This is a genomic window from Desulfitobacterium sp. LBE, assembly GCF_007830365.1.
GTDB classification, from domain to species: Bacteria; Bacillota; Desulfitobacteriia; order Desulfitobacteriales; family Desulfitobacteriaceae; genus Desulfitobacterium; species Desulfitobacterium hafniense.
Genome location: NZ_VLKD01000001.1, coordinates 2879341 through 2893238, shown reverse-complemented (window position 1 = coordinate 2893238; position 13898 = coordinate 2879341). Strand labels below are relative to the sequence as shown.

The window sequence follows — 13898 nt, the reverse complement described above, 5'->3', positions numbered from 1 at the left end:
ATATACTGAAGCCGCCAATATTGCGCGAACAAGAAAAAGAGAGGGATTAAAATGAAAAAGGATTTTTCCCGCCGCGACTTTTTAAAGGCCGCTGCAGCAGGTGTCGTCAGTACAAGCACCCTCGGTATCCTCAGCGGCTGTTCGTCCGGTTCCCCTGCCTCTGCCCCCAAAGGGACTTACAAGCCCGGCACCTATACTGCCACCGCCCAGGGCATGGGCGAAGTAACCGTTACCATGACTTTCGACGAGAACACCATCACCGATGTGGTTCTTGACCTGGCCAACGAGACCGCAGGCATCGGCCAGGCAGCTAAGGATACGCTTATCGCTCAGATCCTTGACGGTCAGAGCGTGCAGGTCGACGGCGTATCCGGTGCATCGATCACCAGCAAGGCGGTTATGAAGGCCGCGGCCGATTGCATCACCCAGGCCGGCGGCAACCCCGTTGTCGTCTCCCCGGGCTCTTCCGGCTCCGCAGGTACCGACTGGCTTGGCCAAGCACCGGAGATCGCCGACAGCGAGATCGTCAAAACCTATGATTATGAGGTGGTGGTCATTGGCGCCGGGACCTCCGGCACCTTTGCCGCCTGCTCAGCCGTTGAAGAAGGCGCGAAAACCGTGCTTATCGAGAAATCGGGCGCGGACTTCGGCGGTTCCGGCATCCGTGATACACTTGGGGCCATTGGCTCAAAGCAGCAGATCGCCAACAAGGATAACCCGGATAAATTTGACGTGATACGCCTGATGTATCAGCATTCCCAAGGCTATGGCGACCAGAGGCTTTTCAAGGTTTGGGCGGATAATTCCGGTGAGGCCATTGACTGGTATACCGAGCGCATGGCCAAGCATGACGTGAAAGTCCTCCACGAGGTGGATAATCACGACACCGGAGAGAAATTTGAATTTTATGATGTGGGCCATTCCGTCCAGTGGGAGGGCAGGGAATACAAGTCCCAATTCACCATGTTTCTTCTCTTGGACGATTACAAGGCCAAAGGGCTTGAAGTTCACCACGATACGGAGATGATCAAGCTCCTGAAAGACGGAAGCAAGGTCACCGGCATCCTTGCCAAAAGCGGCGATAAATACGTGCGCTACAACGCTTCCAAAGGTGTGATTGTGTGCACCGGGGGCTACTCCAACAACACTGAGATGCTCCAGGCTCTCCAGCCCGAGACGCTGAAGATGACCGGTGTTAACCGCTCTTTCCCAGGCAGTTCCGGCCAGGGGATCAAAGCCTGCCTGTGGGCCGGCGGCATAATGGATGAGACCCACGCAAGCATGATCTTTGACCGGGCCTGCGTGAAGCCTGATGCCTCCGGCCCGGAAGATGCCGGCTGGTTCTGGATGGGCTCCCAGCCCTTCCTGAAGGTAGACCTGAAAGGCCGCCGGTTTACCAATGAATCCGGCAGCTATGACCATATTCTCCACACTGCCTTCAACCTGCTGCCGGAGCATACTTACGCTATGATCTGGGATGCCGACTATCCCGAGGATATCAAACGTTTCGAGAGCCACGGCTGCTCCCGCCTCTATCCTCATGCCAACGGTACGGAATCGGTTTTCCCCATGGAGTATATCCAGAACGTCATGAATCCCGATCTTCAGAAGCAGGGATACATCGTCCAGGCCGATACCATCGAAGAGCTGGCCGGGAAGCTGAACATTCCCGCCGACAACCTCAAAGCAACGGTAGACCGCTATAATGAGCTTTACGATCAACAGAAGGACGAAGACTTTGACAAAGAGCCCTTCCGCCTTTCCCAACTGCGCACCGCGCCCTTTTACGGCACCCGCCAGTGCGGCGGATACTTCATCGCCACCATGGACGGCGTCAAGATCAATACCGACATGAACGCCATCGATAAAGACGGCAACGCCATCGAAGGCCTGTACGTTGCGGGCGACTGCTCAGGCGGTTATTTTCACGGCAGCTATGTGAACCTGCTGGCCGGTGCCGCCGCCGGACGCAGCGTTACCTTTGGCCGGCTGGCCGGCCGCAACGCCGCGCGCCGGCGAGTCTAACCATCACTTCCGCAGCCATTAAAGAAGCCATGAAATCAAAATAATGACCAATTAAAGACCAAACCGCTTTCAAACAAGACTTAGAAGCGGTTTGGTCTTTCTTCTTTTTGATATCCAACCATAAGGCAATCTACAAAATCGAGGGTAGTTGTCGCAAAGGTTTCCAGTCCCTTTATGATCACTGTGGCATTGGTCACTGCTACATCTTCCATCAAGACGCCTGAAATAACCGCCGTTATTTCCTGGCGGGGTACCTGATACACTCCGCTCAGGACATATACTACTTCCGCGATTACCTCCGTAGGATAAAGGAGTCTCCCTGTTTAAGATGATCCTCAACCACATCCGCCATTTTCTTATCATCCTGCAAGATATAACGCAGGACGGCGTTGGTATCAAATGCCTTCATGCTTTTCCGCCGCCTTTTCCCACGCGCCTTCTTCCTTCGCTCTTAAGGCAGGGTCGGCGTATTTTCTTAAGGCACCCTTCATGCTTGGAGATAAAGGAACACGCGTTTCCTGTGCAGACGGGCGCAAATCGAAAGGAAGTCCATTGACGTTGCGAGACTGGTAAAGGAAAACATTTATGGCATCAGTAATGCTCATGCCGTATCGCGCGTAAATCTCCTCTACCTCGGCTTTGATTTTTGGGTCAATGCGGATATACATGCTTGAACTCTTTGCCATCTGAAATCACCTCACTATAGTATATTTAACATATTACATTATATGTACAAATGCAATACAATGTTATAAAAGTCAACCCGCTGGAACTTAGGCCGGTCAGCAACAGCAAGGGATTATGCACGGGAAGGATTGCCCATTTGTTTACGACTTATGAAATTGGGTATAAGTGGTTAGAATTACCAGAGGGTTGGCAATTATGCTGCTGCCGTTATCGAACCCCCCTTGCCGGCCCGCTCCCGTTCAAGGAAACCTCCAGGAAAGAAGTGACACACTATTGAAAGACAAAATCACCATCGGAATTCCCCGGGCTTTTCTCTTCTTTAAATATCAGTACCTATGGCAAACCTTTTTCGCGGAATTGAATTGCCAGGTCATCTTAAGCCCGGAAACCAATAAGAAGATTCTCAAAGAGGGCATTGATTCCTCCATCGATGAAAGCTGCCTTTCCGCCAAGATTTATATGGGCCATCTTGCTTATCTGAGGGGAAAGGCAGACTTTATCTTAGTACCCAGGATCGTCGGTTTCGGCAGAAAAGAAGAAGTATGCACCAAGTTCAACGCCCTCTACGATATCGTCAAAAATACCTTTAAAGAAGTCAACCTGCTCAGCTACAACATCGATATGGCACATCAGGAAAGTGAATTCAAAGGCTTTATGAAGATGGGCAGGGAACTGGGCAAAAACCCCGCCCTGGTCTTAAAAGCTTATCTTAAAGGGAAGCGGCTGCAAAAGAAGATGGAGCTGCAGTTGGCCGAAGAGCAGGAGAGCCTCATTCAGGGCAAAGACAAGCTGAAAATACTCATTATCGCCCATGATTACAACACCTACGACAAGGTGGTGGGCTATCCGGTCGTCAAGCACTTGGAAAGCCTGGGTATTGTGCCTGTTTATGCCGATGCCGCCGACAAAAAGAAAACCGCCCTCAAGTCAAGGCTCATCTCGGACACCCTCTATTGGACCTTCAACAAAGAACTCATTGGAGCCATTGATCATTATCAGCAGAACATCGATGGGATCATCTTCATTTCCACCTTCCCCTGCGGTCCCGATTCCCTGGTCAATGAATTGTGCCTGAGAAAAATAAAAGGCGTTCCCATGGCTAATATCATCGTGGATGAACTCCAGGGAGAAGCAGGTCTGCAGACCAGAATTGAAAGCTTTGTCGATATCATCATGGAAAGGAAAAAGACCGGGAGGGAAGCACAAATTGGCTAGTCAGGAAAAGATCATGAGTTTTCCCCACATTGGAAATTACCATGTGGCCATCGAATTTCTGCTCAAGCATGTTCTGGAGAATATTCAGGTTCTGACCCCGCCCCCCATTACCAAAAAAACCTTGGAACTGGGCTCGAAATACAGCCCGGATTTTGTTTGTGTACCCTTTAAATATAACCTGGGCAACTACCTGGAAGCCCTGGAGCAAGGGGCGAATATCCTGGTTCAGTCCGGCGGGGGCTGCCGGTTCGGGTATTATGGGGAAATTCAGGAACAGATCTTAAGAGATCTAGGCTATGATTTTGAGTTCATTAGCCTGATCGACAACGAAAAAGTCAATCCCCTGGCCTTTTTCAACCGCTTTAAGCGCTTGAATCCCCAACTGTCCTTGGCCCGATTTGCCTACTACTTTCAGCTGACCTTTAAAATGATCGAGGCCATGGACTCCTTGGATCATATGATCCGCAGCAATATCGGCTTTGCCGTCCGGGAGGGTAGCTTTGAGCTGCTGCACAAGGAGTTCCTCCGGGAGCTTGCCGCTGTGGAAGGCTTCCGGAGCCTGGACAAACTCTATCGAAAATACGATGCCCTATTCCGCCAACTGGAAGTCAATAAACCGGACAATCCTCTCAGAGTGGGGATCGTCGGAGAGCTCTATACCCTTATGGAGCCTTTCAGCAGCTGTTTCATCGAAAAGGAGCTGGCGAAAAAGGGCATCCAGGTCACCCGCTTCATCACTGTATCCTATTTGCTGCGTCATCATCCCCAATCCAGTGACTTGCTGAAGCTGGCAGGAAACTATCTGGAGTATGAAATCGGCGCCGATGGCACAGACAGTGTGGCCCGGGCGAAAATGCTGGCTGAAGCCGGCTATGACGGGGTCATCCATGTCAAACCTTTCGGATGCACGCCGGAAGTCAATTCCATGCCCATGATGCAGAATATCAGCAATGATTACAAAATGCCCATACTGTATTTCAGTTTTGATGCTCAGACCTCCGAAACCGGGGTGCTCACACGCTTGGAAGCGTTCCATGACATGCTGATGATGAGAAGGGAAGCGAACAGATGGCAAAATGTTATTTAGGAGTGGACAGCGGTTCCATTTCCACCAAAGGTGTGATCATTGACCAGAACAACAAGATTCTGGCCGAGAAGTACTTGTGGACGGAAGGGAACCCGGTGGAGGCCGTTAAGGCAGTAATTGCCGACCTCAAAGCTCAGATCGACGGTATTAATTGCACTAAAGATGCTGACGGTAATGATGATATCAGCGGTAATGGCGGTAACGACAACAGCAGTAATGGTGATAGCGGCAATCGTGTCACTCAGGGTATTGAGATTAAGGCCGTGGGCACCACCGGCTCAGCCAGGCGCTTGATCGGCGCCCTCCTCAATGCCCAGGTGGTCAAAAATGAAATCACGGCTCACGCCGTGGGAACCCTGTCCGTGTATCCAGATGTCCGGACTATTTTTGAAATAGGCGGTCAGGATTCCAAGATTATTCTGGTGGAAGACGGGATTGTGGTGGATTATGCCATGAATACCTTGTGTGCCGCCGGTACAGGTTCCTTCCTGTCCTCCCAGGCCAAGCGGCTGGGGATGGAAGTGGAAGAATTCGGCGAACTGGCCTTGCGGTCCCAGAATCCCACCAAAATAGCGGCCCGATGCACGGTTTTTGCCGAGTCGGATATGGTGCACAAGGCTCAGATCGGCCATAAAAAAGAGGATATTGTGGCCGGATTGTGCCATGCCGTAGTAGCCAATTACCTGAATAATGTGGGCAAAGGCAAACACACCAAAGCCCCCATCGTCTTCCAGGGGGGCGTCAGCAAAAATGTTGGGGTGATCAAAGCCTTTGAGGAAGCAACCGGCGAAACCATCCATGTGGACCCTCATGCCCATTTGATGGGAGCCCTAGGCGCGGCCTTGTTGGCCAAAAGCTCCGGCCAGGAACAGGATTTCAATTTCAGCATGACGGAGATGCATTTTGATACCCGGGGTGTGGAATGCCAGGGGTGCCCCAATAACTGTGAAGTCATTTGTGTTTACAGGAATGAAGAGCTGATCGACGCCTGGGGCAACAAATGCGATAAGGGAGCAGTGCGGGGCAGCGAAGCAGTGAGGAAAAAGGAAGAGCCCGTTGTTAAGGGTGATGAAATGGTATCGTAATGAGGGAGCGGGTAAAAGAGATTTCAGGAAGTTGGAACGTGAGTTATAGAGGGCGCCGGCAAAAATGCCGGCATTTTCTTTACGTATCAGACTTCCATGTCGCATAGCGGCACCACTGATGAATGAAAATTGGTGCCATGACCCGATTGTTAATTCCAAACTGGTTACCGAATTGGAATTAATGTCCTCTTTTTTCGAATAGAGTTTCTGCAACAGCTGATTTCATAGCACCCATAAAGTGGCATGAAAATTGCTACAGTTTATTTATGTGAAATATTTAGCGTAAAAATTCAATAGGTATCAAAGTGATGCAGAAACGGGGGAATCAGAAATGTGTTTTAGACCACCAACAGCTCAAAAGCCAATAAAATGTTCCGAGTGCGGGGCTATGAACCCGCCGGATACCAAAGAATGCAGAAAATGTAAAGCTGATTTGACTAAGAACGAAAACAAATAAAGTCCCGCTTACTGAAAGGAGGTGATTTGGTAGGGGTAGCTTTTTCATACTATTAACACTTATCTTAGGAAGGGGAAAGATCAATGGAAAAAGGTCAAATTCAAACCCATATTAAGGGGCTCGGTTGGTGCGGCTTCGGTATTGGATCCAATTCAGCAGAGGTTGATGTTAAGGATGGCAAGATTTTACGTATTCGTCCACTTCACTTTGACAAAGAGTACAAACCTGAAGAAATGAAACCATGGAAGATCAAAGCGCGGGGCAAGGTTTTTGAACCGACGATGAAATCCTTAATACCACCCTTCAGTATGGCTTATAAAAAACGTGTTTATTCACCAAACCGAATTCCTTACCCACTAAAACGGGTAGACTGGGATCCTGAAGGGGAGCGTAATCCTCAAAACAGAGGCAAAAGTAAGTTTGTGAGGATTTCCTGGGATGAAGCAGCAGAGTTAATCGCCAAAGAGCTTAAGAGAGTTCAAAGTACCTATGGTCCATGTTCCGTTTTGGCCCAAGCTGACGGACACGGTGAGACGAAGGCAATTCATGGTCCCCACGGATGTCAAACCGGATTACTTGAGCTGTTGGGCGGTTACACTGTTCAGGCACGGAACCCGGACAGTTGGGAAGGCTGGTATTGGGGAGCAAAGCATGTATGGGGACAAGACCCAGTGGGCCAAGGTACACAAACAAATCTATGGAAAGATGTTGCTGATAACTCGGAAATTTTGCTTTTCTGGGGTTGTGACCCAGAAACCACGACTTGGGGATGGTCAGGTCAACAGGCCAGTAGATTATGTTATTGGTTCACGGAAATCGGTATTAAATCGATTTATGTTTGCCCCGATGTAAATTATGGAGCTGCAGTTCACGCCGACAAATGGATACCTGTAAGACCCAATACGGATGCTGCATTGCAACTGGCAATTGCCTACACCTGGATTACAGAAAATACCTACGATAAAGGTTTTATTGAAACCCATACCCATGGATTTAATCAATTTGCGGATTATGTGTTAGGTAAAGAAGACGGACTTCCTAAGACCCCAGGTTGGGCAGCAGAGATCTGCGGTGTTCCATCCAGAACGATCAAAGCTTTAGCGAGAGAATGGGCCGCCCGAGCTACAACGATTGTACACTGTAATGGAGGTTCCTATGTCAGAGCAGCCTATTCCTCGGAGCCTGGTCGTTTAGAAGTCTGTTTGCTCGCCATGCAGGGATTAGGAAAGCCGGGCAGAAACCAATTGAAAATGATCGAGTGGGGCCTCTTCAATATGTTTGACCAAATTCCCCATCCGAGACCTGAAATTCTTCCCAATGTTGAAGGCGCTTATCATGGTTGGTATTTTACGATTCCAAAACAGTTTATTCCTAAAACTCTGGTTCCGGAAGCCATATTGAGAGATGAGCCTATCACTTGGTACGGCACAACAATAGCCGGATTCCCCCGCGAAGATCAATTCATCCAGTATAAATACCCGGCTGATGATGGTGGTTCGGAAATTCACATGATATGGAGTGACACACCTTGCTGGACAACATGTTGGTCCGGTGGAAACAACATGATCAAGGCCTTGCGTTCTCCCAAGATTGAATTCGTTGTAATTCAGCATCCTTGGCTGGAAAATGACTGTTTATTTGCAGACATTATTCTGCCAATCAACACAAAACTTGAGGAGCAAGACATCTCTGTGGATGTCTTTAGCGGCCAGTTTAATCATATTTTCCATGAAGGTCAATGCATCGAACCACTTTATGAATCCAAGAGCGATTATGAAGCGGTATGTGAAGTTGCGAAAAAGCTGGGTCTCTATGAAGAGTATACTAAAGGGAAATCTATTGAAGATTGGATTAAAGCAGGTTTTGAAACATCAGGGGTAGCTCACAAGATTTCTTATGAAGAGTTTCGTGAAAAAGATTACTACATGATTCCTACCGCAGAGGGTTGGGAAGAGGACCAGGCTGGTTTCAGCCCCTTCTATAATGAACCCGAAGTCAATCCGCTGCAAACTCCTACAGGAAAGATCGAGTTTTACGCTACAGGACTTGAGGAATTCTTCCCGGATGATAAAGAACGGCAACCCATTCCCAAGTGGATTCCCTTTGGGGAAAGCCATCAAGAAAGTCTGCTTCACCCGAGATCGGAAAAATATCCATTCCTAATCGTTTCGAATCACCCCCGTTGGCGCGTCCATGCGAACTTAGATGATGTAACCTGGTTCAGAGAAATCGAAACCTGTAAAGTTAAAGGAGCCGACGGTTATATGTATGAACCGGTTTGGATTAACCCAGTCGATGCGGAGGAATTGGGGATCCATAAGGGCGATATTGTCAAGCTATTTAACGAGAGAGGATATGTACTCGGCGGGGCTTATATTACAGAACGCATTATGCCCGGCGTGGTCTACCAAGACCATGGTGCAAGAATAGATATGATTGTTCCGGGTGAAAGCGACCGATCCGGTGCGAATAATTTAATCTGCCCGACGATGACCACTTCTAAAAACTGTGCAGGTGAGGTTACGAGCGGCTATTTGGTGGGAGTCGCCAAGGTCGACATTAATGAGTTAAAGGCGCAATATCCTGAAGCATTTGCCAAGAAATACGATCCGAATGCTGGTTTGGTTGTTGATTCTTGGATCATTGGGGGGTAAAAAAATGAAAGTATTTGTATTTGATGCTGCAAAATGCAATGGATGCTACGGCTGCCAGGTAGCCTGTAAGGATGAGCATGTTGATAATGACTGGTCTCCCTATGCCAAGCCCCAGCCTGATACCGGGCATTTTTGGATGAAAGTCAATCAAAAGACTCATGGTCAGGTACCCAAAGTAAAGGTCGAATATTTTGCTAAACCCTGCATGCACTGTGATGATGCCTCCTGTATCAAAGTTGCGAAAAACAATGCTGTCTATAAACGTCCTGATGGACTGGTTATTATTGACCCGGAAAAAGCAAAAGGCCAGAGAGCAATTGCTGAAGTTTGCCCATATGAGGCGGTATACTGGAATGACACCCTCGACATTCCTCAAAAATGCACAGGGTGCGCCCAACTTATCGTCGAAGGGAAAGAGCCCCGTTGTGTTGATGCCTGCGCAACCGGAGCTTTGATGTTCGGGGATGAGAGCGAATTTGTGAATATCTTAACCAAGGCAGAGGTGATGAATCCTGAGTATGGTATGAAACCCCGTGTATACTATTTGAACCTGCCCAAGTTATTTGTTGCGGGTGAAATCTACGATCCGAATATTGATGAGTGTTTAAGCGGAGTAGAAGTGACTTTGACAAATATTGATACGGGTAAGGTCCTCAAAGAAACAACGGATAACTTCGGCGACTATTGGTTTAAAAAATTGGAGGCAGGCAAATATTCTTTAACGGCTAAAAAGGAAGGCTATCAAGTCTATGTGTTAAATGGCTTTTGGGTAGAAGATAGCTTGAAAGTGGAGGATATTGCCCTTCAAAAACAGGTGTAATCCGTTGTGGGAATAAGGAACGGATGGCGGATCGTCATTGGCAATCCGCCGCCGTCCATCAAATTGTTTCCGAAAGGGGCATCCTATGTATGTTTAAACAAATTGTGTCAGCATTTATTGTTGGGGGTATTTTTGCCGTGGTGGGACAAAGCCTGATTTCCGTAATCTCTTCCTTGCTGGGAGGTTTCTCAATGATGGTTGTTCTCGTGACCTTGTTAGTATTGGGTATGATGGGAGGAGTCCTGTTTATCAGCGGAATCTACCAGAAAATTGAGAAGATAGGGGCCTTTGGAGCGATTCTTCCTCTTTGCGGCTTGGTTGCTGCTATAGGGGGAATTTATTCGGGAGCTAAAATTAATACCGGATCGACTCGCGATGCTGTAAAAGAGGCACTTTTATTTGTTCTGTATATATTAGGGATTGGGACAATTTTAGCGGTTCTTGTCGGCGTTATCGCCTTCTACACTATTTAGGGAGGTCCTCAAGATGTATATTGCCGCGTTTTTATTGGGTGGAATTTTGTCGGCACTATTTCAAATTTTTATGATATTTACTAAATTGGATCCACCACGCATTCTTATTTTAGGTCTAGGTTTAGGTGCGCTGCTTACGCCTTATGGCATGATGACAGCTCTCAGTGAGTGGGGCGGTGCAGGTCTATTGGTGATGGTTATGGGAGCGGGCAATGCAATTACCGGAGCCACATTAGAACTTATGAACGGCAATCAGGAACCGATTGTTCTCATACTTGGTCTCTTAGTTATTTTAACTCTCATGGGTATAGCGGCAGGGTCTTTACGTTTAGCTGTCATAAAAAGCCGCCGGAAACAGGATTTTGCGGACGGGATGACATCGTAGCTCTCAGTTGTTTTTGAATTTTACTCACTCAGGTTGCCAAAATACATAGTTATACTTACTACAGGTGGAGTTTTATCCATCTGTAGTTTAGTTTGACCTCACTGTGCCAAGTCAACCAAAGTTTATGATAATTTTTGTAAAAACAACGTAAAATGACAGGCATATGCTATAATTAGATAGGAGTAACTTTTCACAAGAAATGCACTTAAACAATTAAGTCATAGAGGTGAAAAAGAAGTGGTGTACTTTATCCAAAATCCGAGCCTTCTATTAAGTTGTGATAATTTTCTTAAACAAGAAAACAAGCTAAGCACTAACCTATGGGACGAAGTAAAAGATTCTAAAAGAAAATTCATTGAGGAAAACGTTGACCCCCGCTTAGACCCAATCATTCCCAGGGAAGTAGCGGAATCATGGATCGTGGCCAAGAACCAACACCTTGATCCCTACGTAAAAAGTTTTGAGGTACTTTTAGAGGCAAATAAATTCGAAAAAGTTATAGCAAAAAAAGCGGATCTAGTAGAGACAGCATCTAATTACATACACAATTTTCATGAAATTCTAAATTACTCAAATTTTATAATGGTTTTAACGGACGAGAATGGCGTAGTACTTCTTATAGAAGGCTCTAAAAAGGAGATCGAAGCTTTTAATAAGTTAAATATAAGACTTTCTTCTTTATTAAATGAAAAAATAATCGGCACCTCAGCTCATACCCTATGCATACGTCATCGTAAACCGATCCAATTTATTGGTCCATATAATTATAGTATGATTTTACAAGATAATATCAGTTCGGCGACTCCTATATTCAACGATCATGGAAGCGTAATCGGTACATTAGTCGTTGTCCAAATGCTGGCCAGAAAAGATATGCAAAATATTCAAGCTCATTCACTTGGATGGGTTATGGCTATGGGGTATGCGATTGAAAATTTACTGGAACTTAAAAAACAAAATAATTCTATGACGCTAATGAATGGAACATTGGAAGCGACATTATCACTTATTGATGACGGAGTCATAACAGTCAATGAAAATTGCTATATTTCTCATATCAATAAAGAAGGGATTAATATTCTTGCTTCTAATCCTCAAGAGAAAATTATAGGCAGGCATCTTTCCGAATTTGTGAAGGATGATCAACTTATCATAATTAATGAATCCATTCATAAGGGGAGATTCGTCCAGGAATATGAGACGATATTTATGAACCGGGGACGTGACACTCAATATTTACTGAATATTCGGCCGATTGCGGATGGTCAAGGAAAATATAACAGTGGTGCAGTAATTCGCTTATCGCGTTCAGATAAAGTCAATCGTATGGTTGCGAACCGTGGCGGAACTCCTGCGAGCTTTAAATTCGAAGATATTAAGGGGAAAAGCACATCCTTAGCAAAGTCTATTCAAATTGCCCAGAATGTCGCGAGAACAGGCTATAATGTATTGCTTATTGGGGAAAGTGGCACAGGAAAAGAACTTTTCGCCCAGTCAATACATAATTCGTATAAGGCAGACGGTCCTTTCGTTGCAGTGAATTGTGCCTCATTACCACGAAATCTAATTGAAAGCGAATTGTTTGGTTATGAAGGAGGAACCTTTACAGGTGCAGATCGTAATGGACGTCCGGGCAAAATTGAATTGGCTAACGGGGGAACCTTGTTTTTAGATGAAATTGGAGATATGCCACTGGAAATCCAGCCCGTACTATTGCGTGTTCTTGAAGAAAAAAGGGTTACAAGGCTTGGGGGAAGCAGAGGTATTCCGGTAGATTTCCGTGTGATCGCTGCAACCAATAAGAATCTTTCTCTAATGGTGAAAGAAAAAACCTTCCGCGAAGATTTGTATTTTCGATTATCCATCTTTAAAATCACTATCCCTCCCCTTCGCGAAAGAGATCATGATGCAATCCTTTTAGCGGAATATTTCATTGAGGACATCTCGAAAAAATTGATGAGTGAAGTGCCCAAACTCAGTCCGGCTTCTTACCAAAAGATTAAGGAATACAGTTGGCCAGGAAATATAAGACAACTTCAAAATGCAATGGTCTATGGTGTGAATATGTCGACAAATGGAGTGATAGAACTCAGCAATTTGCCAGACGAAATTACGAGTAATGATTATTTTAGGACCAAGGTTAACACCAGGAAGCTAACCTTAGCAGAAATTGAGAAAGAAGTAATTTTTGAGGCTCTGTCACAAACAGGAAATGATGCAAGCGAAGCTTCAAGAATCTTAGGGATTGGGAGGACGACTATTTACCGTAAACTTAAAGAGTATGGGATTGATATTAAATAAATTGATGGTATTTAAATAAGCCTGACACATCGGGTTTATTTTTTTGCCATAAAAGTGCTAGGAGCTTGCTAATCGTTAAATTGCGTTTCAGTATGAAGGCTGTCTGCGTTAACAGATTGTGTACAAGTTGCATATAATAGTGCACACTGAAGTTTTTTTAAAGCTAGTGTTTTGTTCAATAGAGTTGTTAATGAAGCAAAGCAATTTTCTATTTATATAGAATTGCAGGCTTGAAAAAAAGAGGAGATGAAATTCATGGCGCTATTAACCACGGGATTGATTGAAAACTCACCCGTCTCCGGAATAAGAGCAACTACTGTGCTTTCTGTCAGAGTAGTGAATGATGATTCCGCATCTGCTTCTGTGCAAATATCTGGATCTTATGTATCTGGAACCACTACTACGGCGTATGTTTTGGAGGTATTCATTCTGGAACCTGGAGAGGTGGCAACACGAAGCTACTCAGCCAATTTTGATGCGTTTCAGTTTCAATTTACCACCAGTTTGGAAAATGTTGAGATTTCGGCTTGGGGAAAAGATAACGAGGGAAATTTGATCGCAGCTCATCGTGTGCTGCCTGCAGAGCTTGATCCATTAGATCAGAATGGAGGGGCAGGGCCAACAGGAGCCACGGGTGCCACAGGTCCAGCGGGAGAAACGGGAGTAACCGGCGCGACAGGCCCGGCAGGAGAAACAGGAGCGACCGGTG

General features: G+C 46.2%; 10 protein-coding genes and 1 pseudogene. 10 read left to right on the top strand and 1 reads right to left on the bottom strand.

The genetic code is table 11. The annotated features are described in order from the left end of the window. Positions 1–51: 51 nt before the first annotated feature. On the top strand, positions 52–2025 hold the full coding sequence (locus DESLBE_RS13770) for an FAD-dependent oxidoreductase (RefSeq protein WP_144677329.1): 1974 nt from the start codon (positions 52–54) through the stop codon (positions 2023–2025). Between the two features lie 395 nt (positions 2026–2420). Here the strand turns inward: DESLBE_RS13770 and DESLBE_RS13755 are convergent, their stop codons facing one another. Continuing rightward, positions 2421–2711 (bottom strand): type II toxin-antitoxin system RelB/DinJ family antitoxin, encoded by a 291-nt coding sequence (locus tag DESLBE_RS13755; protein WP_005809845.1) that lies wholly within the window; start codon positions 2709–2711, stop codon positions 2421–2423. A 274-nt stretch (positions 2712–2985) separates the two neighbouring features. On the opposite strand from DESLBE_RS13755, the gene DESLBE_RS13750 reads away from it, so the two are divergent. From DESLBE_RS13750 to DESLBE_RS27055, 9 genes and pseudogenes are all read left to right on the top strand, one after another. Next, a complete protein-coding gene (locus DESLBE_RS13750) occupies positions 2986–3927 on the top strand; it encodes an acyl-CoA dehydratase activase-related protein (RefSeq protein WP_026198966.1) in 942 nt (313 codons plus the stop codon). Beyond that, positions 3920–5014 (top strand): hypothetical protein, encoded by a 1095-nt coding sequence (locus tag DESLBE_RS13745; protein ID WP_144677325.1) that lies wholly within the window; start codon positions 3920–3922, stop codon positions 5012–5014. The genes DESLBE_RS13750 and DESLBE_RS13745 overlap by 8 nt, the downstream gene beginning before the upstream one ends. Next, the gene (locus DESLBE_RS13740; RefSeq protein WP_015942855.1) at positions 4996–6099 is read left to right on the top strand and encodes an acyl-CoA dehydratase activase; all 1104 of its coding nucleotides are present in this window, start codon (positions 4996–4998) and stop codon (positions 6097–6099) included. The genes DESLBE_RS13745 and DESLBE_RS13740 overlap by 19 nt, the downstream gene beginning before the upstream one ends. A 540-nt stretch (positions 6100–6639) precedes the next feature. Further along, entirely contained in the window at positions 6640–9210 is a 2571-nt protein-coding gene (locus DESLBE_RS13735) for a molybdopterin-dependent oxidoreductase (RefSeq protein WP_015942856.1), read from the top strand. Positions 9211–9214: 4 nt separating this feature from the next. Then, positions 9215–10030 carry a 4Fe-4S dicluster domain-containing protein gene (locus DESLBE_RS13730; protein ID WP_015942857.1) on the top strand — a complete coding sequence of 272 codons (816 nt, stop codon included), beginning with the start codon at positions 9215–9217 and terminating at the stop codon, positions 10028–10030. A gap of 89 nt (positions 10031–10119) precedes the next feature. Continuing rightward, positions 10120–10503 carry a SpoVA/SpoVAEb family sporulation membrane protein gene (locus DESLBE_RS13725; protein ID WP_018214300.1) on the top strand — a complete coding sequence of 128 codons (384 nt, stop codon included), beginning with the start codon at positions 10120–10122 and terminating at the stop codon, positions 10501–10503. A 13-nt stretch (positions 10504–10516) separates the two neighbouring features. Continuing rightward, positions 10517–10888 (top strand): SpoVA/SpoVAEb family sporulation membrane protein, encoded by a 372-nt coding sequence (locus DESLBE_RS13720; protein WP_015942859.1) that lies wholly within the window; start codon positions 10517–10519, stop codon positions 10886–10888. 237 nt (positions 10889–11125) lie between these two features. Beyond that, complete coding sequence (locus tag DESLBE_RS13715; protein ID WP_018307095.1) at positions 11126–13189, top strand: sigma-54-dependent Fis family transcriptional regulator; 2064 nt, start codon at positions 11126–11128, stop codon at positions 13187–13189. A 255-nt stretch (positions 13190–13444) separates the two neighbouring features. Further along, positions 13445–13898, top strand: a pseudogene (locus DESLBE_RS27055) (collagen-like triple helix repeat-containing protein); the annotation flags it as partial.

Bases quoted from the DNA above. Each gene is read 5' to 3' on its own strand.
- DESLBE_RS13735 (WP_015942856.1), top strand. From the start codon at position 6,640: ATGGAAAAAGGTCAAATTCAAACCCATATTAAGGGGCTCGGTTGGTGC.
- DESLBE_RS13755 (WP_005809845.1), bottom strand. From the start codon at position 2,711: ATGGCAAAGAGTTCAAGCATGTATATCCGCATTGACCCAAAAATCAAA.
- DESLBE_RS13770 (WP_144677329.1), top strand. From the start codon at position 52: ATGAAAAAGGATTTTTCCCGCCGCGACTTTTTAAAGGCCGCTGCAGCA.
- DESLBE_RS13720 (WP_015942859.1), top strand. From the start codon at position 10,517: ATGTATATTGCCGCGTTTTTATTGGGTGGAATTTTGTCGGCACTATTT.
- DESLBE_RS13740 (WP_015942855.1), top strand. From the start codon at position 4,996: ATGGCAAAATGTTATTTAGGAGTGGACAGCGGTTCCATTTCCACCAAA.
- DESLBE_RS13730 (WP_015942857.1), top strand. From the start codon at position 9,215: ATGAAAGTATTTGTATTTGATGCTGCAAAATGCAATGGATGCTACGGC.
- DESLBE_RS13725 (WP_018214300.1), top strand. From the start codon at position 10,120: ATGTTTAAACAAATTGTGTCAGCATTTATTGTTGGGGGTATTTTTGCC.